This window comes from Variovorax sp. VaC1, from assembly GCF_043658315.1.
In the GTDB taxonomy this organism is placed as follows: Bacteria; Pseudomonadota; Gammaproteobacteria; order Burkholderiales; family Burkholderiaceae_C; genus Variovorax.
The window spans coordinates 532,247-551,841 of sequence record NZ_JBIGLT010000006.1 but is presented as its reverse complement, the minus strand read 5'-3'; the positions used below and the strand labels follow the sequence as shown (position 1 = coordinate 551,841).

At 66.8% G+C, this 19,595-nt stretch carries 18 protein-coding genes; 6 read left to right on the top strand and 12 right to left on the bottom strand.

Features of this window, described 5'->3' with window-relative positions; all coding sequences use genetic code 11:
• Positions 1-7 precede the first annotated feature (7 nt).
• The 8 genes from ACGLHS_RS25510 to ACGLHS_RS25475 form a co-directional block, all read right to left on the bottom strand.
• Positions 8-1,684, bottom strand: a complete 1,677-nt coding sequence (locus ACGLHS_RS25510; RefSeq protein ID WP_394484303.1) for an amidohydrolase — start codon at positions 1,682-1,684, stop codon at positions 8-10.
• Positions 1,681-2,718: an ABC transporter ATP-binding protein gene (locus ACGLHS_RS25505; RefSeq protein WP_394484301.1), complete on the bottom strand. Its 1,038-nt coding sequence runs from the start codon at positions 2,716-2,718 to the stop codon at positions 1,681-1,683. Before ACGLHS_RS25505 ends, ACGLHS_RS25510 begins: the two co-directional genes overlap by 4 nt.
• The gene (locus ACGLHS_RS25500) at positions 2,715-3,773 is read right to left on the bottom strand and encodes an ABC transporter ATP-binding protein (RefSeq protein ID WP_394484299.1); all 1,059 of its coding nucleotides are present in this window, start codon (positions 3,771-3,773) and stop codon (positions 2,715-2,717) included. The genes ACGLHS_RS25505 and ACGLHS_RS25500 overlap by 4 nt, the downstream gene beginning before the upstream one ends.
• A complete protein-coding gene (locus ACGLHS_RS25495; RefSeq protein WP_371126632.1) occupies positions 3,773-4,687 on the bottom strand; it encodes an ABC transporter permease in 915 nt (304 codons plus the stop codon). The genes ACGLHS_RS25500 and ACGLHS_RS25495 overlap by 1 nt, the downstream gene beginning before the upstream one ends.
• Before the next feature lie 14 nt (positions 4,688-4,701).
• Positions 4,702-5,679 (bottom strand): ABC transporter permease, encoded by a 978-nt coding sequence (locus ACGLHS_RS25490; RefSeq protein WP_394484297.1) that lies wholly within the window; start codon positions 5,677-5,679, stop codon positions 4,702-4,704.
• Between the two features lie 18 nt (positions 5,680-5,697).
• Complete coding sequence (locus tag ACGLHS_RS25485) at positions 5,698-7,296, bottom strand: ABC transporter substrate-binding protein (RefSeq protein ID WP_394484295.1); 1,599 nt, start codon at positions 7,294-7,296, stop codon at positions 5,698-5,700.
• A gap of 210 nt (positions 7,297-7,506) precedes the next feature.
• Entirely contained in the window at positions 7,507-8,919 is a 1,413-nt protein-coding gene (locus ACGLHS_RS25480; RefSeq protein WP_093239425.1) for an FAD-binding oxidoreductase, read from the bottom strand.
• A 115-nt stretch (positions 8,920-9,034) separates the two neighbouring features.
• Entirely contained in the window at positions 9,035-9,445 is a 411-nt protein-coding gene (locus tag ACGLHS_RS25475) for a nuclear transport factor 2 family protein (RefSeq protein WP_394484293.1), read from the bottom strand.
• A gap of 131 nt (positions 9,446-9,576) precedes the next feature.
• Here ACGLHS_RS25475 and ACGLHS_RS25470 point away from each other — a divergent pair, with 131 nt between their 5' ends.
• From ACGLHS_RS25470 to ACGLHS_RS25455, 4 genes are all read left to right on the top strand, one after another.
• Entirely contained in the window at positions 9,577-11,115 is a 1,539-nt protein-coding gene (locus tag ACGLHS_RS25470) for a PLP-dependent aminotransferase family protein (protein WP_093238674.1), read from the top strand.
• A 186-nt stretch (positions 11,116-11,301) separates the two neighbouring features.
• Positions 11,302-12,315 (top strand): taurine ABC transporter substrate-binding protein, encoded by a 1,014-nt coding sequence (tauA, locus tag ACGLHS_RS25465; protein WP_093238675.1) that lies wholly within the window; start codon positions 11,302-11,304, stop codon positions 12,313-12,315.
• Positions 12,316-12,333: 18 nt separating this feature from the next.
• A complete protein-coding gene (locus ACGLHS_RS25460) occupies positions 12,334-13,122 on the top strand; it encodes a taurine ABC transporter ATP-binding protein (protein ID WP_093238677.1) in 789 nt (262 codons plus the stop codon).
• A complete protein-coding gene (locus ACGLHS_RS25455; RefSeq protein WP_093238678.1) occupies positions 13,115-14,005 on the top strand; it encodes an ABC transporter permease subunit in 891 nt (296 codons plus the stop codon). The genes ACGLHS_RS25460 and ACGLHS_RS25455 overlap by 8 nt, the downstream gene beginning before the upstream one ends.
• Here the strand turns inward: ACGLHS_RS25455 and ACGLHS_RS25450 are convergent.
• On the bottom strand, positions 13,923-14,945 hold the full coding sequence (locus ACGLHS_RS25450; RefSeq protein WP_394484290.1) for a LysR family transcriptional regulator: 1,023 nt from the start codon (positions 14,943-14,945) through the stop codon (positions 13,923-13,925). The genes ACGLHS_RS25455 and ACGLHS_RS25450 overlap by 83 nt on opposite strands.
• 206 nt (positions 14,946-15,151) lie before the next feature.
• Between ACGLHS_RS25450 and ACGLHS_RS25445 the strand changes: the two genes are divergently transcribed.
• Positions 15,152-15,730, top strand: a complete 579-nt coding sequence (locus ACGLHS_RS25445; protein WP_394484288.1) for a dihydrofolate reductase family protein — start codon at positions 15,152-15,154, stop codon at positions 15,728-15,730.
• A 68-nt stretch (positions 15,731-15,798) separates the two neighbouring features.
• On the opposite strand, the gene ACGLHS_RS25440 is transcribed toward ACGLHS_RS25445, so the two are convergent.
• From ACGLHS_RS25440 to ACGLHS_RS25430, 3 genes are all read right to left on the bottom strand, one after another.
• Positions 15,799-16,233, bottom strand: coding sequence for a hypothetical protein (locus ACGLHS_RS25440; RefSeq protein WP_394484286.1), 435 nt, complete (start codon positions 16,231-16,233; stop codon positions 15,799-15,801).
• A gap of 97 nt (positions 16,234-16,330) precedes the next feature.
• Positions 16,331-16,705 carry an Imm1 family immunity protein gene (locus ACGLHS_RS25435; protein WP_394484284.1) on the bottom strand — a complete coding sequence of 125 codons (375 nt, stop codon included), beginning with the start codon at positions 16,703-16,705 and terminating at the stop codon, positions 16,331-16,333.
• 125 nt (positions 16,706-16,830) lie between these two features.
• The gene (locus ACGLHS_RS25430) at positions 16,831-18,093 is read right to left on the bottom strand and encodes a D-alanyl-D-alanine carboxypeptidase family protein (RefSeq protein ID WP_394484282.1); all 1,263 of its coding nucleotides are present in this window, start codon (positions 18,091-18,093) and stop codon (positions 16,831-16,833) included.
• Positions 18,094-18,383: 290 nt separating this feature from the next.
• Here ACGLHS_RS25430 and ACGLHS_RS25425 point away from each other — a divergent pair, with 290 nt between their 5' ends.
• On the top strand, positions 18,384-19,040 hold the full coding sequence (locus tag ACGLHS_RS25425) for a dihydrofolate reductase family protein (RefSeq protein WP_394484280.1): 657 nt from the start codon (positions 18,384-18,386) through the stop codon (positions 19,038-19,040).
• Positions 19,041-19,595: the final 555 nt, after the last annotated feature.

Here is a 19,595-nt window from a genome sequence, read left to right as displayed (position 1 = left end):
GCGGGCCTCAGCCTCGTTGTGCCTCGAACACGCGGCCCGACAGCACCGTGCCCCACACGCGCGCGTCTTTCAGCAGCATTGGGTCCATCTCGAGCGGGTCGTCTTCGAGCACGCAGAAGTCGGCGCGCTTGCCGCATTCGATGCTGCCGATCTCGCCGTCGAGCTTCAGCGTCCAGGCCGCGCCGAGCGTGATCGCGCGCAGCGCCTGCGCCACGGTGATGCGTTCCGCCTCGCCCAGCAGCCGGCCCTTGGGCGTGACGCGGTTCACCGCGCACCATGCGGTGAACAGCGGCCCGAGCGGCGTGACCGGCGCATCGGAATGAATGGCCAGCGGCACGCCCGCCGCGAGCGCGCTGCCGCAGGCGTCGAGCCGGTTGGCGCGGTCGGGGCCCATCGTCATCTCGTAGTGCTGGTCACCCCAGTACCAGATGTGGTTGGCGAACAGGTTGGCGCACAGGCCCAGCGACGCCATGCGGCGGAACAGCGGCGCGTCGATCATCTGGCCGTGCTGCAGCGTGTGGCGGTGGTCGGGGCGCGGCGCGCGCGTCAGCACGCGGTCGATGGCGTCGATGGCCACTTCGCTGGCTTCGTCGCCATTGGTGTGCGTGTGGATCGTGAGGCCCGCGCGGTGGTAGGTCTCGAAGTCGGCCTCGTACTGCGCGGGTGCAGTCACCCAGATGCCGTTGGGCGCGCCGTTGAAGTGGCCGGGCCAGCGCAGCCGCGCCGAAAAGCCCTGGATCGAACCGTCGAGCATCATCTTCACCAGGCCGTAGCGCAGGCGGTCGGTGTTGCGCGGCAGCAGGCCTTTCACATGCTCCGCGCCCTGTGCGGCGCCGTGCGTGCCGTGGAAGGCCTGGAACGCGGGCAGGATGCGCACGGAAAAGCCGTCGTCCTGCGTCACCTTCTCCAGAACGCCGCAGTCTTCCGGCGTGAGCTTGTTCACGAGGTCGGTCGCGGTGGTCACGCCCTGCAGGCAGGCCAGTCGGCCGAAGGAGCGGATGCCCGCCTCGGTCATCGGCGCCAGCAGGCCGGCATTGCCGACCTTGCGCAGCACGAGGAACATCGCGGCCGGCTCCTGCAGCTCGCCGGTGGGTTCGCCCTCCGTCTCGCCGCTCGCGAACTTGACCACGCCTTCGACCTCGTTGTCGCGCGTGATCTCGGCAATGCGCAGCATGGCGCTGTTGACGTTCATCAGGTGGCCGTTGGCATGGCCGATGACGATGGGGCGCGTGGCGCTCGCGCGGTCGACGTGCTGCACCGTCATGCGCTCGCCGCCGAAGTAGATCGGGTCGAACCCCCAGGCCACCAGCGGCTCGGTGTCGGGCACGCCGTCGGCCGTCATCTTCGCGGCGACTTCCGACAGCCGCGCCACGACTTCGTCCATCGAGCGCAGGCCGCTCCACACCTTTCCTGCGGGATCGCGGCGGTCGAACCAGCCCAGGTACGTCCAGTCCCACATGCTGCCTTCCTTCAGGTGGCAGTGGCCTTCGACGAGGCCCGGCATCAGCACCTTGCCGGCAAAGCGCTCGTCGAGCGCGAAGTCGCCCCAGGCCTGCATGTCGGCGAGCGAGCCCACGGACAGCACGCGGCCGTCGCGCACCGCCACGTGGGTGGCGTGCGGCTGCATCGGGTTCATGGTGATGATCTTGCGGGCGAGGTAGACGGTGGTGTGGTGCGTGCTCATGGCGATGTGGGAATCGAAAGAGGAGGGCGCGGCAGGCTGTCGACAACGTCGACGCGCCTGCAGCGTACCCAGTGATCGGGTGCGACTTCGCGCAGCGGTGGAAGTTCGGCCGCGCAGGCTGCTTCGGCAACCGGGCAGCGCCCGGCGAAGCGGCAGCCCTTGGGCGGGTTGATGGGGCTCGGCGGATCGCCCGTGAGCTTGATGCGGTTGGCGGCGCGCCTGCGCCCGCCGCTCACGGTCGGCACCGCCGACATCAGCGCCACGCTGTACGGATGCAGCGGCCGCGCGAAAAAGCTGCGCCGTGGCGCGCGCTCGACGATCTGGCCGAGGTACATCACGGCGATGTCGTCGCAGATGTGCTCCACCACCGCCATGTCGTGCGAGATGAAGAGGTAGGTCAGGCCCAGCTCGCGCTGCAGGCGGGCCAGCAGGTTCAGTATCTGTGCGCGAATGGCGATGTCGAGGGCCGACACCGGCTCGTCGCACACCACCAGCTCGGGGTTGGTGGCCAGCGCCCGCGCGATGTTGATGCGCTGGCGCTGCCCGCCCGAGAACTGGTGCGGAAACAGATGCTGCTGCTCGGGCCGCAGGCCCACCGCCTCGAACAACTCGGCCACGCGGCGCGTGCGTTCGTCGGGCGTTCCCACGTTCATCAGGTCCAGCGGCGCGCGCACGGCCGCGCCGGCGCGCTCACGCGGGTTCAGCGAAGAGAACGGGTCCTGAAAAATGATCTGCATGCGCGTGCGCGCCTGCCGCAGTTTTTCGCCCTGCAGCGCGGCGAGGTCGGTATCGCCCAGCCGCATGCGGCCCGAGGTGATGGGCGACAGCCGCATCACCGCGAGCGCGGTCGTGGTCTTGCCCGAGCCCGATTCGCCCACCACCGCAAGCGTGCTGCCGCGGCGGATCTCGAAAGAGACGCCGTCCACCGCCTTCACCACCTCGGGCGTGCGGCCCCAGCCGGCCTTGCTGCGCGGGAAGTGCACCTTCAGGTCGTCGACCGCGAGCAGCGTGTCGGTCTTGCCGATGAATGTCATGCGGCTTCCTTCTCGTGCAGGTCGCGCGGCGCCAGCGCTTCGGCGTGCAGCCAGCAGGCCGCGCCATGCGGCACACCCGGCGCCACATGCCCATGCACCGCGAACATCGGCGGCACCTCGACGGCGCAACGCGCGAGCGCACGCGGGCAGCGTTCGCGAAAGGCGCAGCCCGTGCCCAGCTCCCAGATGGACGGCACCACGCCCGCGATCTCGGCCAATTCATCGCGCGCGCCGTCCTCGAAGGCCGCGCTGCTGCCCAGCTCGGGCAGGCAGTCGATCAGCCCGCGCGTGTACGGGTGGCCGGGCTCGGACAGCACCTGCTCGGTGGTGCCCTGTTCGATCACGCGCCCGGCATACATCACCATCACGCGGTCGGCCATTTCGGCGACGGCGCCCATGTCGTGGGTGATGAGCAGGATGGCCGTGCCCTTCTCGCGCTGCAGGTCGCGCAGCAGGTCGAAGATCTGCGCCTGCACCGTCACGTCGAGCGCGGTGGTGGGCTCGTCGGCAATCAGGATGTCGGGCCGGCAGGCCAGCGCCATCGCGATCATCACGCGCTGGCGCATGCCGCCCGAGAGCTGGTGCGGATACTCGTCCACGCGCCGCTCGGGCGCCGGAATGCCCACCTGCTGCAGCATCTCGATGGCGCGCTGGCGTGCCGCGTGCGCGTTCATGCCCGCATGCAGCTGCAGCGATTCGCCGATCTGGTCGCCCACGGTGAACACCGGGTTCAGCGACGTCATCGGCTCCTGGAAGATCATCGAGATGCGGTTGCCGCGCACCTCGCGCATGCGGGCGTCGCTGGCCTGCACCAGGTCTTCGCCCTGGAACAGCACGCGCCCATTGCGGATGCGCCCCGGCGGCGAGGGAATGAGCCGCAGCAGTGCCAGCGCCGTCATGCTCTTGCCGCAGCCCGACTCGCCGACCACGCACAGCGTTTCGCCGGCGCGAATCTCGAAGTCGACACCGTTGAGCACCAGCGCCTGGCCGCGCCGGGTCTTGAACTCGACGTGCAGGTCCTGCACGCGCAGGAGCGGGTCGTTGGGGGTTGGCATCAGCGTTCCCTCAGCTTGGGGTTGAGGGCATCGTTCAGCCCGTCGCCGATCAGGCTCACGGCCAGCACGGTGACGAAGATCGCCGCGCCCGGAAAGGCCACGGCCCACCAGCACGACAGCACGTACTGCCGGCTGGAGCCGATCATCAGCCCCCAGCTCATCTGGTTCGGATCGCCCAGGCCGAGGAACGACAGGCCGGCCTCGAACAAGATAGCCGCGCCCACCGCCAGCGTGGCCGACACCACCAGCGGCGGCAGCGCATTGGGCAGGATCACCTTCCAGATGATGCGGGCGTCGCGCGCGCCGATGGCGCGCTCGGCGCGCACGAACTCCAGCCCCCGGAACTTCATGAACTCGGCGCGTGTGAGGCGCGCGGTGCCGGTCCAGCTCACGATGCCGATGGCCAGCGTCACCGTCACCAGCGTGGGCGAGAAGAGCGTGACCACCACCATCGCGAACAGCAGCGCGGGCAGCACCTGGAAGAACTCGGTGAGCTTCATCAGCGCGGCGTCGATCTTGCCGCCGTAGTAGCCCGCGAAGGCGCCGAGCGTGATGCCGATCGCCACCGACAGCAGCGCGGCCACCGCACCCACCAGCAGCGTGGCGCGCCCGCCGTAGACGAGTGCGGTGAGCACGTCGCGGCCCAGGTAGTCGGTGCCGAGCCAGGCTTCTTCGCTGAAGGGCGGCGTGAGCGGCGCGGCCTTGATCTCGAACGGGTCGGCCGGCAGCACCCACGGCCCGGCGATGGCCACCAGCAGCACCAGGAACAGCATCGCCATGCCGACGATGGCCGACGGGTTGCGCAGGAACATGCGCATCGCCTCCACGCCGGGGTGCTCCACGCGCACGGCGGGCCGGGGCGCGGCTCTGGCTCCCGCGTCGGTTTTGGAGGAAGCAGCGGAAACGGAGGGCATCGCGACGACCTTGTTCATGAAGCCTTGATCCGTGGATCGATGAAGCGGTAGCAAAGATCGGTGAGCTGGTTCATCACCACCACCGCGATGGAAGAGAACAGCAGCACGCCCAGGATGGTCGGGTAGTCGCGCCGCAGCACTGACTCGAAGGCCAGCCGGCCCAGGCCCGGCCAGTTGAAGACGGTCTCGACCAGAATGGCGCCCGCCAGCACGTTGCCGAACTGCAGCCCCAGCACCGTGACCACCGGCAGCAACGCATTGCGCAGCGCGTGCTTGTAGAGCACCACGCGGTCGGCCAGGCCCTTGGCGCGCGCGGTGCGGATGAAGTCCGAGCCCAGCACGTCGAGCATCGACGAACGCGCGAGCCGGCTGTACTGCGCCAGGTACACCAGGCTCAGCGTGAGCGTGGGCAGCACGAGGTGGTAGGCCACGTCGAGCATGTCGGCGAACCCGCCGGTGCCTGTCGAGTCGATGGCGCGCATGCCCGCCACCGGCAGGATGGGGAACACCGACGCCAGCAAGATCACCAGCATGATGCCCAGCCAGAACACCGGCGCCGCGAAGCCCACCAGCGACAGCACGTTGATGAACTGCGACAGCCAGCCGTTCGGCTTGCGCGACGACAGCACGCCCAGCGCCGTGCCCACCAGGAAGGCCAGCAGCACTGCGCTGAGCACCAGCAGCAGCGTGGCGGGCACGCGCTCGGCAATCATCTGCGTCACCGGCAGGTTGAAGAAGTACGAGTAGCCCAGGTCGCCGCTCGCCACCTTGCCCAGGTACACGAACAGCTGCACAGGCAGCGGCTTGTCGAGCCCGTACTGCGTGCGCAGTTGCGCCATCAGCTCGGGCGACATGCCGCCGCTGGCGCCGGCAATGGTTTCCACCGGATCGCCCGGCGCGGCGTGCACCAGCACGAAGTTCAGGACCACCACCGCGAGCACGAGGCCGATGGCCTGGAGCAGTCGCGAGGCGGCGTAGCGCAGCATGCCCATGATGTGCTCGCCGCGCCCTTACCTGAAGTACACCTCGTCCATCGGCGACAGCGGCCCCCAGATGGTCGTCGGCACGTTCGCCAGCTTCTTGCTGGTGATGGTGTGGTAGGGCACCTGGTTGATGAACTCGATGGGCAGCTCGTCGGTCACGATCTTCTGGAAGGTCGCGTAGTAGGCCTTGCGCTGCGTCGCATCGATCAGGCCGCCGGCGGTGTTGAGCAGCTCGTCCACCTTCGGGTTGGCATACGACTGCGTGTTGGTCCAGACGATCGGCTTGATGTTGGTCGACAGGTAGGTGCGGTGCACGCCGATGATCGGGTCGCCCCAGTTGAAGACGGTGTCCATCGACATGTCGAAGTCGTGCGAGGCCAGGCGCTTGGCCCATGCCGGGAAGTCGGCCGAGGCGCGCACCTCGACCGTGATGCCCACCTTCTTGAGCTGGCCGCGGATGTACTCGGCCACGTTCTTCTGCTGGTCGTCGGCGCCGGGCAGGTAGTCGATGGTGAGCTTGAAGCGCTCGCCACCGGCACCGGCCTTGTAGCCCGCGGCGTCGAGCATCTCGCCGGCCTTCTTCAGGTCGAGCGGGTAGCGCACGAGGTCGGTCACCGCGAAGGGGCTGCTGGCCACCAGCGGGCCGTCGGACACGGTGGCAAAGCCGCCCATCAGTGCCTTGGTGATGAAGTTCTTGTCGATGGCCGTGGCGATGGCCTTGCGCACCTGCACGTCCGACAGCGGCTTCTTCGCGGTATTGAAGGCCAGCCAGTTGAGCGCGCCGATGCCGTCGTAGCCCTTGGGCGTGAGCGACACCTTCGGATCGTTGGCCAGCCGCTTCAGGTCGGTGGGCAGCGTGGCGAAGGGCACCATCTGGATGTCGCCGCGCTCCAGCCCGAGCGTGAGGCTCGCCGAGTCGGGCGTGATGTTGATGATGATCTTGTCGAGGTAGGGCCTGTTCGGCAGGAAGAACTTGTCGAAGCGCTCCAGCACCACGCGCTGCGCCGGCTTGAAGTCGGTCACGCGGAACGGACCCGAGCCGATCACGTCGGTGGTGTTGCGCGGGTGGTTCTTCAGGTCTTGCCCGTCGCCGTAGATGTGCTTGGGAAGAATGGGGCACAGCGCGGGCGACATCGCCAGCACGATGGCCGGGTGCGGCACGCTCATGCGGATGATGGCTGTGGTCGCGTCGGGAGTCTCGACCTTCTCGACGGGGCCGAGCATGGTGGTGAACGGGTGGTTGGCCTTGATCGCCATGACCGAGAACGCCACGTCGGCCGAGGTGACGGGCTTGCCGTCATGGAACAACGCGTCCTTGCGCAGCTTGAGCGTGAGCGACTTGCCGTCGTCGGCCAGCTTCCACGATTCGGCCAGGTAGGGCTGCGGGTTCCACTTGTCGTCGAAGCGCAGCGGACTCGCGAAGATCTGCGTCGAAGGCATCGCGGTGGCAATGCCCGATTGCACCGCGCCGTTCAGGTGCCGCGGCGTCTGCGTGCTGCCGATCACCAGCGTGCCGCCGCGCTTGGGTTCATCGGCTGCGAAGACGGGCAGCGGCAGCAGGGTGTTCCCACCGAGAAAGGCAGCAGAGAGCAGGGTGGTGCGGCGCGTGAAACGGGGAAGGGGCATGACAAGACCTCGGGGAGTTCGACACAGGCAATCCGGATCGGCTCGCAAGAGCCTTGGTGTCGAAGATAGGCGCTGGCCGCGCGCCAGCGAAGAGCCAACCACGGGCGACCCGCAGGGCCAGAGGGCACGGGTTTGCCCCGTTGTGCAACGGGGCGATGCGCCACTTCGGTGAACGCGCACCGCCGGTGCGCGGCCCTGCCTGTGCCCGGGTTACTTTTCGTCGCGCAGCCAATACCACTTGTAGAGCATGCGCTGGCCCATGCGGCGAAAGGGCGCGAAGGCCTGCGACTCGACCATGCCCATCACGTTGGGGAAGGGCAGCGGCGAGTGGTAGATGGGCAGCTCGAACACGTCCTTGCCCGTGTCCTTGCCCGCCACGCGCTCGGCCAGCCGCTTGCCGGCCCAGGTCGAGAACGACACGCCGTTGCCGCCGTAGCCCACCGCGTACCAGATCTTCTTGCCCGCATCGGGCTGGGTGATGCGCGGCATCATGTCGTGGCTCATGTCGACCCAGCCCCACCAGGAGTAGTCGATGCGGATGCCCGCCAGCGGCGGGAACTTGCGCGCGATGGCGTCGGTGAGCAGCTTCAGGTGCACCGGGTCTTCGGCGTCGGCGCCGGTCACCGCGCTGCGGCTGCCGATCTGCAGCCGGTTGCCCTTGAGCAGCCGGTAATAGAAGCGCAGCGTGCGCGTGTCGGTCAGGAAGGTGAGCGACTTGAAGTTGGTGGCCTTCAGCTCGGCATCGGTGAGCGGGCGCGTGACCACCGAGTTCGACAGGATCGGCATGATCCGGTTCTTCAGCAGCGGGTTGAGCGCCTGCCCCGTGTAGCCGCCGGTGCACACCGCCACGCGGCGCGCGCGCACCACGCCGGCGGGCGTCTGCAGGTGGTGCACACCGTCGATGGTGTGCCAGCCCTGCACCGGGCTCGAGGTGTGCACCGTCACGCCGAGCGCGCGCGCCCGGCGCATCAGGCCGAAGGTGAACTTGAGCGGGTGGATGCCCACGCCTTCGGGCTCGAACATCGCGCCCACGGTTTCGCGCTCGTCGCAGTAGTCGCGGCGCACTTCCTCGGCGCTCATCATGCGGGTGGCGTAGCCGAACTTCTCGCGCATCAGCCGCGCCTCGGTGTCCAGGCCCGCGAGCTTCTCGGCCCGGTGCGCCAGGTAGAGGTGGCCGCCGTCGTAGGCGTCGCAATCGATCTGCGTGGTGAGGTGGCGGAAGTTCTCGAAGCCGCTGCGGATCTCGGCGTCGAGCTTCTTCGCGGTGTCCAGGCCCCAGCGTTCGATCCACTGCGAACGCTTCAGTCGGCCGCTGGCGTTCTGGCCCTGGCCGCCGCTGCGGCTGGAGCAGCCCCAGGCGGCCTGGTTGGCTTCGAGCACCGTCGCGCGAATGCCGTGTTCCTGCGCAAGGTACAGCGCGGTCGACATGCCCGTCGCACCCGAGCCGATGATGGCCACGTCGACATCGATGTCGCGCACCAGCGGGCCGTCGTCTTCGGGCGGCGCGCCGGCGCTGGCCACCCACCACGTGGGCGCGTAGGCGCGGCCGGCGCCGGGATCGGGCGCGTGCAGCGGGTCGTATTGCGGGTCGTAGGGGCGAAAGGGTGCTTGCGGCGGCTGCATGGGGGCTGCGCCGTCGATGACGGCGGCGCTGGCGGTGGTGAGGTTGAATCGGTTGGCGGTCCCTGCTGCGATGGTCATGAGGGCTCCAGGTGAAAAGGACAATCCGCGCCGCCTGCTACTTGGCCGCGGGCAGGTTTGGGCGCGCCTTGCGGAACACGTTCTTCAGGTGGATCTTTCCGCCCTTGAAGGTGAAGACGTCGATGCCGTCGGTCTCGATGCGGCTGCCGTCGGCAGCGGTGCCGGTGAAGGTCCACTGCGAGGTGCCGAAGTCGCCCTGCACGAAATGCTGGCCGTTGATCCACTGCGCATCGGGCACGGCCTGCCATGCGGCGGCGAAGGCCTTGCGCACGGCCTCGGTGCCCACGTGGCGCGTGCCGCAGGCGTCGGGGCCGGCGGCGGTCTGGAAGATGCAGTCGGGCGTCATGAAGCTCATCAGCGCGTCGATGTCGTGGCGGTTCCAGGCGTCGCTGAAGGCGGCCAGGGTGGCGGTGGTCACGGAAGAAGAAGAGGGCTGCTGTGCGGTCACGCGAAGACTCCGGAAATGAATGGGGCAAGCGTAGGCAGCCGGTTGCCGCCGCGATAGGGCCAGTTGCGGAGATTCGACCGAGCCAGAGCGCACGCACAAATTGGCGTGGCTGTCCTAAACTGCGGCGCACCATGCCCCCGAACCCGCGAGCCACCCAATGGGCGCAGCTCTTCGCGCTGCCCGATCAACCGGCACTGCCGTTGCAGGCCCGCCTGCGCACCGCCGTGGTCCAGGCGATCCTCGAAGAGCACCTGAGCCCCGGCGCGCCGCTGCCGTCGTCGCGTGAACTGGCGGCGCTGCTCGGCCTGAGCCGCAACACCGTCACCTCGGCTTACCTGCAACTCATCGACGAAGGCTTTCTGGAAGCCCGTCCGCGCAGTGGCGTGTTCGTGGCGCGCAATGCGCGGCCGCAGTCGGCCGCGCATGCCGAGCCGCTGGTCGGGCGCAGCGGGCAGGCCAGCCAGCCGCCGGACTGGTCGGGGCGCGTGCTGCGCTCGCTGGTCGACAAGCCCACGCTGTCGAAGCCCGACCGGTGGCGCGACTACCCGTACCCCTTTGTCTACGGCAACTACGACCCGCAGCTTTTTCCGACCGAAGATTTCCGCGAGTGCTGCGCCCGCAGCCTGGCGCGCTCGCAACTGCCGCACTGGACGCCCGACTTCGAGACCGACGACGTGCCCGACCTGATCGAGCAGATCCGCACGCGGCTGCTGCCCAAGCGCGGCGTGTTCGCGCTGAAGGAAGAGATCCTCGTCACTATGGGCGCGCAGCACGCCTACTACCTGCTGGCCGAGGCGCTGTTCGACGAGCAGACGCGCGTGGGGCTCGAAGAGCCGGGGCATCCGCATGCGCGCAACAGCTTTTCGTTGCGGCAGCCGAAGTGGGTCGAGGTCGATGTCGACGAAGACGGGCTGGTGGTCGATGCACTGCCGGCCGCCGACTACCTCTTCGTCACGCCTTCACACCAGAGCCCGACCACCGCAACCTTGAGCCTGGAGCGGCGGCAGTGGCTGCTGCGCAAGGCAGAGCTGCAGGACTTCGTGATCATCGAAGACGACTACGAGGCCGAGAACCTGTATGAAGGCACGCCGATGCCCGCGCTCAAGAGCCTGGACAAGACGGGGCGGGTGATCTACGTGGGCTCGGTGTCGAAGAGCCTGTCACCGGCATTGCGGCTCGGCTTCATCGTGGCGCCGCGCGCGCTCATCAAGGAACTGCGGGTGATCCGGCATGCGATGGTGCGGCACCCGAGCGCGTTTCTTCAGCATGCGTATGCGTTGTTCCTGTCGCTGGGGCATCACGAGTCGCATGCGCGGCGGGTGAACCATGCCATGCAGGAGCGGCTGGCCCTGGCGGCGCAGGCGCTGCGCGACCACTTGCCCGATTTCGAGTTCCGGCTGCCATCGGGCGGCGCGTCGATCTGGGTGCAGGCGCCCACGTGGGTGGATGCGACCGAGCTGGCCCTGATGGCGCGTAACCACGGCGTGCTGATCGAGGCGGGCGATGTCTTCTTTGCGAAGCCGCCGTACCCGTGCCCCTTCTTCCGGTTGCGGCTGTCGTCCATTGCCGCTTCGCAGATTCCGGCGGGCATCCGGGCCCTGGGGATGGCGGTGGAAGAACTGGCTCTGGCACGCGGAGAGAAGCGGGCCGCCGGGTTGCGCACGCACTGAGTCCGGTTCTTTGTTTAAGTGGGGTGTGCCCCCGCGCTGGGAAGAAAATGCCCCGTCCAAGTGCTGCATGCACCAGAACAAGGGTATCTCCCAACAAGCTGGCTCTACACCATCAAGAGCACTGGCACTTCCTGGCTGGACCCGATAGGCGCAAAGTCGCCCTGATTCACCCACAGGAGAAACCCGATGACCATGTCCCGCCGTCTCCCCCTCCAGTTCGCCGTGCTGGCCGCCACGCTCGCCACGCTTTGCGGCAGCGCCTTCGCCCAGCAAGCCAAGGAACTCACTTTCGCCCACCAGGACATGCTGGTGCCGCTGCGCCTGGTCATGGAGTCGGGCGAGGTCGAGAAGGCCACGGGCTACAAGATCAACTGGCGCATGTTTTCGGGCGGCGGCGACGTGATCCGCGCGATGGCTTCAGGCGACGTGCAGATGGGTGAAACCGGCTCCAGCCCGCTGACGGCCGCGGCCAGCCAGGGGCAGGACATCAAGCTGTTCTGGATCTCGGCCGACATCGCGAATGCCGAAGCACTCATTGCACGCAATGCGTCGGGCATCAACAGCATGAAGGACCTGGTCGGCAAGAAGGTGGCCACGCCCTTCGTGTCGACCGCGCACTACCAGCTCATGGCCGGCATGAAGATGGACGGCATCGATCCGAAGAGCGTGAACGTGATGAACATGCGCCCGCCCGAGATCGCGGCCGCATGGGAGCGCGGCGACATCGACGCCACCTTCATCTGGGACCCGGTGCTGTCAAAGATCAAGGCCACCGGCAAGACCATCGCCACCTCGGGCAGCATCGGCCAGCGCGGCGCGCCGACCTTCGAGGGCATCGTGGTCAACGCCAAGTGGGCGGCGGCCAACGAGCCCTTCATGGTCGCCTTCGTGAAGGCGCTGAACCGCGCCAACGAGGAATACAAGGCCAGCGGCAAGAGCTGGACGCCCGATTCGCCGCAGATCAAGGCCATGGCCAAGTGGACCAAGGCCGACCCGAAGGACGTGTCGGCCGCGATGGCGCTCTACACCTTCCCGACCATGGCCGAGCAGGTCTCGCCGACATGGCTGGGCGGTGGCGCGGCCAAGGCGATGGCGGGCACCGCCGCCTTTCTGAAGGAGCAGGGCCGGGTGCAGGAAGTGAAGCCCGACTACGGCGCCTTCGTGACCACCGTGTACGTCGACAAGGCGATGGGTAAGTAGGCGCGGCGGAGAACCGAGATGCCCACGCTGGACATCCGCGACCTCACGGTCAACTACGCCGTCAAGGGCGGCACGCTGCAGGCGCTGGCGCCCGTCAACCTCACGATGCACGACGGCGACTTCGTCGTTGCGCTCGGCGCCTCGGGCTGCGGCAAGACGACGCTGCTCAACAGCATCGCGGGCTTTCTGCCGCCTTCGACTGGCGAGATCCTGCTCGACGGCAAACCCGTGGTCGGCCCCGGTGCCGACCGTGGCGTGGTGTTCCAGAAGCACGCGCTGATGCCCTGGCTCAACGTGCGCGACAACGTGGCACTGGGCCTGCGACTGGCCGGCACTGGCAAGGCCGAGCGCGACCGCATCGCCGAAGAAAAGCTCGCGCTCGTCGGCCTGCAACAATACGCCGACCGCGCCGTGTACGAACTGTCGGGCGGCATGCAGCAGCGCGTGGGCATTGCGCGCGCACTCGCCAGCGACCCGGCCGTGCTGCTGATGGACGAGCCCATGGGCGCGCTCGATGCGTTCACGCGCGAGCAGGTGCAGGAGATCCTGCTCAAGGCCTGGTCCAAGTCGAACAAGATGGTGTTCTTCATCACCCATTCGGTCGAAGAGGCGCTGTTTCTGGCCACGCGGCTGATCGTGATGAGCCCCAGCCCGGGGCGCATCTCGCATGTGTACGACACCGTGCCGTTCTCGCGCCAGTTCCTGGCACACGGCGATTCGCGCAAGGTGAAGTCGGAGCCCGAATTCATCCGCATGCGCGAAGAGGTGTTGTCGATCATTCATCATCGCGAGGCTGCCCATGCCTGAGGTCACCATTGCATCGCCTGCTGCCGTCATGACGCAACCGCCGCCGTCCAAGCCTGCCGCGTCGCCCGCTCCCCCGGCCGGCGCCAAGCTCAAGACCAGCGCCTTCAAGGTGCCGGGCGAGGGCTCGAGCGTGACCATCAGCGTGGTGACCGTGGTCACGCTGATCGCGCTGTGGTTCATCGTCACCAACATGGGCTGGGTCAAGCCGCTCTTCTTGCCGACGCCGCAGGCGGTGTTCCAGCAGTTCTACGAATACCTGACCGGCCAGGCCAACGACAAGCCGCTGTGGCAGCACTTCCTGGCGAGCATGTTCCGCGTGTTCTCGGCCTTCTTCCTGGCCTGCGCCACGGCGATCCCGGTGGGCATCGCGATGGGCATGAGCCGCTTCTGGCGCGGCATCTTCGATCCGCCGCTGGAGTTCTACCGGCCGCTGCCGCCGCTCGCGTACCTGCCGCTCATCATCATCTGGTTCGGCATCGACGAACTGCCCAAGGTGCTGCTGATCTTCCTGAGCTGCTTCGCGCCGCTGGCACTGGCCGCGCGCTCGGGCATGCGCAGCGCTTCGCAGGAGCAGATCAACGCCGCGTACTCGATGGGTGCCAGCTACATGCAGGTGATCCGCCACGTCATATTGCCGTCGGCGTTGCCCGACATCCTCGTGGGCATGCGCATCGCCATCGGCTTCGGCTGGACCACGCTGGTGGCCGCCGAGATGGTGGCGGCCAACATGGGGCTGGGTCAGATGGTGCTGAACGCGTCGAACTTCCTGCGTACCGACATCGTCATCATGGGCATCATCGTCATCGGCGTGGTGGCGTACCTGTTCGACCTGCTGATGCGGTGGCTCGAGCGACGTCTTGTGCCCTGGAAAGGGCGCATGTAGGTGCAGGCGGCGACACCGGCAACGGTGCGGGCATGGGCGGCAGCAACGGGTTCTCGCCGTTGGCGCCCATCGACTGTTCCAGGAAGTCGAGCATCGCGCGCATCGCGGCGCTGTTGTGGCGGCGCTGCGAATAGGCGGCATACAGCCAGTGGTCGCGCGGCATGTGGTCGCGCAGCACCGGCACCAGCGCGCCGCGCTCCAGGTGCGACTGCGCCAGCGGCTCCGGCACATAGGCCACGCCCACGCCGCGCAGCGCGAGTTCGATCAGCGCCACCGCGTCGTTGGCCTCCATGCGGCTGTGCACCGACACGTCGTGCGGCTTGCCCTTGGTCTCGAAGGGCAGGTGCGTGGTGGGCTTGGCCGAATAGCTCAGCACGTCGTGCCGGCTCATGTCTTCCGGCACCTGGGGAATGCCGCGCTGCGCCCAGTAGGCGGGCGAGGCGCAGACCACCATGTCGAACTGCACCAGCCGGCGCACGATCAGGTTCATGTCGTCGATGCGTCCGCCGGTCAGGTGGATGTCGATGCCTTCGCCGATCAGGTCAACCTCGCCGTTGGTGAAGACAAGGCTCACGTACACGTCAGGGTAGAGCTTGATGAACTCCGCGATCACGTCCGACATCCAGCCCGCGATCAGGCCGTTGGGCGCGCTCATGCGCAGGCGCCCGCGCGGGTGGGCGCCGTGGCCCTGCAGGTCGTTCAGCGTGTTCTCGGCCATCGTCACCAGCTCGGTGCTGCGGTCGAGCAGGATCTGGCCGGCGTCCGTCAGGCTCAGGGAGCGGGTGGATCGGTTCAGCAGGCGCACGCCGCTGCGGGTTTCCAGCTCGGCCACATAGCGGCTGACCGTGGCTTTCGACATGCCCAGCGAAATCGCTGCGCGGGAGAAGCTGCGCCGGAACGCGACTTCGCGAAATGTTTTGATGAGATCGAGGCCGTCCATGGATGGGCGCATTGTTCCAGCATCGGGGTTGGGGGTATGCGGTGTAGGGGAATCCCCGCTTCCATTTCACGGGCTGCAGCGATAGCCGCGTGGCTATACTGCGCCGGTCGCGTGGTTCCCCCGACGCGCGCCGTGCCGCTCGAGCCGCAGCAGCCCCACCCAAGGCCGCGGCATTGCAACCTCCAAACCCAAGCATGGAGACCCGCATGAGAACGCTCAAAGTCATGGCGCACATCTCGCTGGACGGCGTGATCCAGACCACCGGCGAAGACGACTTTCCCCACGCCGACTGGACCATGCCCTACCGGACCCCTGCCGGCCGGGACGAAGTGCTCGCCGCGCAGGGCGGGCAGTTCGACCTGCTGCTCGGCCGCCGCACCTACGACCTGTGGTCGGGGTATTGGCCCAAGGCGCCGGGCAGCCCGATGGCGGATGGTTTGAATGCGGCGACCAAGTTTGTCGTGACCCATCGTCCGGAGAGTCTTGAATGGGGCCCGTACGAAGGCCTGGGGCCGGACGTCGTCGAGAGCGTTCGCCGCATCAAGTCGCAGGCGGGGCCGAACCTGATCCTCTGGGGCAGCTCGACGCTGACATCGACGCTGCTTGCGCATGGGCTTGTGGATGACGTCCTGCTGATCGTCTATCCGGTTCTTCTGGGGGCCGGGAAGCGCTTCTTCGCAGAGGGAACCCCACCGCGTGCGTTCGAGCTCGTCACGACGAAGGCAATGCCGTCGGGGATCGTTGTCAATGCGTACAAGGTTGTCGGGGCGTTGAAGGCAGGTTAAGCGAGCGGTGCGACAGCACGACGGCGTGAACGAACAAACGCCAGTGTGAGTGATTTCAGCATGGGGTCTCAGGTCCGCTGCACTTTCCTCTTCCGCAATGCCTGGTGCGCGATGCTGCCAACGCAGAAGAACAGCAGCAGCGCCGCGCCGACATACGGACTCGCATGCGGTACGAGCCAAAGATGCACAGCACTTGAGCTTGCAACACCAAGCCCGAGGCCGAGTATGGGCGCGGCGCTATTTCCTGCGCCAGCAGAAAGGCCTGTACCTGCGCTCAAGCAGGCAAGCGAGCCTGCAGCGACGATGGCCATGCCAAGCGCTCCGCCGGGCCCATCCGCATCGTCGAGTGCAAGCAAAGTCCAGAGACCGAGCACGAGTACAAAGGCGGTGAAAGCCAGCCAGTAGCCGGCGGAGGGAAGTGCTCGCCCAGCAAGAAAAAAGAGGTAGACGACCAAGCCCATGATCGCCAGCAACCCGATGTACAGGCTGATTTCAAAGCTCATTGGCAGTCCTCGTTTGCGCTAAGAGTTTTGCAGGACTCACGACAGTGATTGGCCGCAGAAGATTCCTGAGTGACGCAAGACTAGTCGGCTTGCAGGCTCAGTCCCTGTTCCACGAAATTCTCGAAGGCAGACCACCCGCGCTGACCCAGAACTCCTCGATCGCCTGCAAGCAACTCGGCAAACTCACGCACCACGAGAGCGGGTACTCATCGACTTGCCCGTTCGCCAGCGTGTACGTCGTGACACCCGCTCGGGCCACTTCGCCACGGGAACTGAAGCCGCTGTCCCCGGGCTCGTTCAGGTACATGAGCCAGGCACTCTCGCCATTGCGCAGCATGCACATCATGGGCCCCGCTTCGGTCGAGATCCAAAGCTCGAACTTCTCCCGGGCTCTGACAACAGCAAGACTTGCGTCAAGCTGCGCTCGCGTGGAGGCAGGCAGCGACTGCTCGTTCAATGTGATGCTGATCATCGGCGCACTACACGACCCGGCATCGCCGCGCTCCAGAGCCAAGACTGGCCGCGCAAGCAATGCCAGGTACCGTGGCAAGAGGCTCTGGAATCAACAGACGGTTCTGCTCGACAGTCGGGCAGCCGTCACTTGCCAAACCACTTCATCACGTGCTGCCACATGCGCAGCAAGAAGCCCGCGCGCTCCACATCGGCTTGCGCGACCAGCGGCGTTTCTCCCACTTGCTTGCCATTCGAAGTTGCGACGACCTTGCCGATCACCGCGCCCTTGGCCACTGGCGCTTCCAGGTCCGGCTTGATCTGCACCGCGGTCTGCACTTGCTGGCCGCGCGGCACGGTCACGGCCCATGACGACTCCAGAACCGCGGGGACCGTGTCGGCCTTGCCGAAGCTGACCTTGGCCGCCGTCACCACCGTGTTCGGTTGAATCGGCGTGGCCTTCTCGAAATTGCTGAAGCCCCAGCCGAGCAGCGTGCGCGTCTGGTCGGCCCGCGCCTGCGCGCTGTTGGTGTTGAGAATCACCGTGATGAGGCGCATGCCGTTGCGCTTGGACGAAGTGACGAGGCAGAAGCCCGCTTCCTGCGTATGGCCGGTCTTCAGGCCATCGACCGTCGGGTCGGTGTAGAGCAGGGCGTTGCGGTTGCCCTGCTTGATGTTGTTGTATTTGAATTCACGCTCGGCGTAGATCGGATAGAAGTCGGCGCTGTCGTGGATGATGGCGCGCGCCAGGATCGCGAGGTCGCGCGCGGACGACCTGTGTTGCGGGTCGGGCAGCCCCGTCGCGTTGACGAAATGCGTGTGCGTCATTCCGAGGCGCTGGGCTTCGGCGTTCATGAGCTTGGCGAAGTTCTCTTCGGAGCCGGCCATGTGCTCGGCGATCGCCTTGGACGCGTCGTTGCCGGACTGGATGATGATGCCGCGCAGGATGTCGATCACCGTGGCCTGGCTGTTGAGCGGCAGGTACATGCACGACTCGGTGCTCGAGCCGCGGCACCAGGCGTTCTGGCTGACCGAAACGAGGTCTTCCTTCTTGAGCTTGCCCGAGCGAAGCGCCTGTTCGACCAGGAAGCTGGTCATCATCTTGGTCAGCGACGCCGGCGGCAATGGCTCATCGGCGTTGTCCGAGCCGAGCACTTCGCCGGAGTCGAAGTCCATCAGCAGCCATGCCTTGGCGGCCAACGCTGGCTGGCCGCCAGCAGTAGCGGCCGGTGCTGCTGCCGGCGCCGAAGCAGGCGCGCTGGCAGCAGGCTTCTTGTTCTGGGCAGCGGGCTTGGCGGCATGGTGGGAGGCCGCATACGAGGCCGAGTACGGCACGAGGCCCCCTGCGGCGATGGCGAAAGCGATGGAGAGCGTGGAAAGACGCTTGGCTTGTACGTTGGTCAGGGGCATAGGGAACATTGTGGTGAATCGTGTGCAGGTCGCGCAATGCGATCGAAATGAGGTGAGAAGGTTCAGATGACAGAACGGGCCTTCCCGCCATTTTCCTCGACGCTTTGGGGTGCCAGTCACCGCCGAGAAGTATCAAAAATGTTACGACCCCGCCTCTCATCCAGGCGCGAGCCGGTATGAACGCCAGCGAATGCAATCACCACGATGTCGACGTGACAGGCGTGGCGGCCACGTGGACGCGGGCGGCACCCTCGCTAAACTGCGGCTTCCTTATTGCAGGAGATGGCCTCATGACCCGAGTACTGGTGCGCAGCTTCGGTGTTTCGCTCGACGGCTTTTCTGCCGGCCCTGACCAGAGCCTTGAGCATCCGCTGGGCGTTCGCGGCCCTGAGCTCATGGACTGGTTCTTTCCCACGCGCGTCTGGCAGCAGATGCACGCGACGGGCGAGGCCAACGGCGAGACCGGCATCGACAACGGGATCGCCGAACAGGGCTTTGTCGATGTCGGTGCCTGGATTCTCGGGCGCAACATGTTCGGCCCGGTGCGCGGTCCCTGGCCCGATGAGAGCTGGAAAGGCTGGTGGGGCGACGAGCCGCCGTACCACGTGCCGGTCTTCGTGCTGACCCACCATGCCCGCGCGCCACTGACGATGCAGGGCGGCACCACCTTTCACTTCGTCACCGGCGGCATTCACGATGCGCTGACGCAGGCGCGGGCCGCCGCGGGCGCGCGCGACATTCGCATAGGCGGCGGCGTGGCCACCGTGCGCGAATACCTGAAGGCCGGGCTGATCGATGAACTGCACCTGGCCGTGCGGCCGGTGCTGCTGGGGAAGGGCGAAGCGCTGTTCGCGGGCCTGGACTTGCCGGCGCTGGGCTACAGCTGCGAACGGCAAGTGGCTGGCGAGCGCGCCACGCACATGTTCCTGCGCCGCAACGCGGCTTGATGCCGGCCATGGGCATGGCGCCTCCTGGCGCCAGGCAACTCAGTTGCTTTTGCTGCGTGCGTGCAACGCGCCTGTTGCCGGATCGCCATTGCGGTGTTAGCCTCCGACCCCCTCAAAGATCAACCATCGCACTGCGGTTCAACACCTGACCGCGCGAGAGACCCATGAAGCAGTTCCTGACCACGCAAGACGCATCGATGACCCGCACAGCCGCGGCGATTTCGCTGCGCGCGTTTTTTGCCGAATTGCTTTCATAGAGCCTTTGCATCCGGAGGCTTGGCCTCCTCGTTTCACAAAAACCCGGTAGGCCTCAAGCCACCGGGTTTTTTGTTTTTCGCCTGCCCCGTTGGAGATTTGGACATGAGCCCCGAACGAGACCTTCTTCTTTTTTCCGCAGCACGCGCTGCCGGCGCAGTGCTGCGCGTCGACTCCGTGGAGTGGTTCGTGTAGAGCCTCCAGGCCCTCGTGCGCCTGGAGGTCCATCCTTCAGGCAAGAAAAAAAGCCTGTCGGGTGGTCCACCTCGGCAGGCTTTTTTTTCGCCCGCATGGCGGGCA

Coding starts and splice junctions, on each gene's coding strand:
- ACGLHS_RS25510 (WP_394484303.1), bottom strand. CDS start 1,684: ATGAGCACGCACCACACCACCGTCTACCTCGCCCGCAAGATCATCACC.
- ACGLHS_RS25505 (WP_394484301.1), bottom strand. CDS start 2,718: ATGACATTCATCGGCAAGACCGACACGCTGCTCGCGGTCGACGACCTG.
- ACGLHS_RS25500 (WP_394484299.1), bottom strand. CDS start 3,773: ATGCCAACCCCCAACGACCCGCTCCTGCGCGTGCAGGACCTGCACGTC.
- ACGLHS_RS25495 (WP_371126632.1), bottom strand. CDS start 4,687: ATGCCCTCCGTTTCCGCTGCTTCCTCCAAAACCGACGCGGGAGCCAGA.
- ACGLHS_RS25490 (WP_394484297.1), bottom strand. CDS start 5,679: ATGGGCATGCTGCGCTACGCCGCCTCGCGACTGCTCCAGGCCATCGGC.
- ACGLHS_RS25485 (WP_394484295.1), bottom strand. CDS start 7,296: ATGCCCCTTCCCCGTTTCACGCGCCGCACCACCCTGCTCTCTGCTGCC.
- ACGLHS_RS25480 (WP_093239425.1), bottom strand. CDS start 8,919: ATGCAGCCGCCGCAAGCACCCTTTCGCCCCTACGACCCGCAATACGAC.
- ACGLHS_RS25470 (WP_093238674.1), top strand. CDS start 9,577: ATGCCCCCGAACCCGCGAGCCACCCAATGGGCGCAGCTCTTCGCGCTG.
- tauA (WP_093238675.1), top strand. CDS start 11,302: ATGACCATGTCCCGCCGTCTCCCCCTCCAGTTCGCCGTGCTGGCCGCC.
- ACGLHS_RS25460 (WP_093238677.1), top strand. CDS start 12,334: ATGCCCACGCTGGACATCCGCGACCTCACGGTCAACTACGCCGTCAAG.
- ACGLHS_RS25455 (WP_093238678.1), top strand. CDS start 13,115: ATGCCTGAGGTCACCATTGCATCGCCTGCTGCCGTCATGACGCAACCG.
- ACGLHS_RS25450 (WP_394484290.1), bottom strand. CDS start 14,945: ATGGACGGCCTCGATCTCATCAAAACATTTCGCGAAGTCGCGTTCCGG.
- ACGLHS_RS25445 (WP_394484288.1), top strand. CDS start 15,152: ATGAGAACGCTCAAAGTCATGGCGCACATCTCGCTGGACGGCGTGATC.
- ACGLHS_RS25440 (WP_394484286.1), bottom strand. CDS start 16,233: ATGAGCTTTGAAATCAGCCTGTACATCGGGTTGCTGGCGATCATGGGC.
- ACGLHS_RS25435 (WP_394484284.1), bottom strand. CDS start 16,705: ATGATCAGCATCACATTGAACGAGCAGTCGCTGCCTGCCTCCACGCGA.
- ACGLHS_RS25430 (WP_394484282.1), bottom strand. CDS start 18,093: ATGCCCCTGACCAACGTACAAGCCAAGCGTCTTTCCACGCTCTCCATC.
- ACGLHS_RS25425 (WP_394484280.1), top strand. CDS start 18,384: ATGACCCGAGTACTGGTGCGCAGCTTCGGTGTTTCGCTCGACGGCTTT.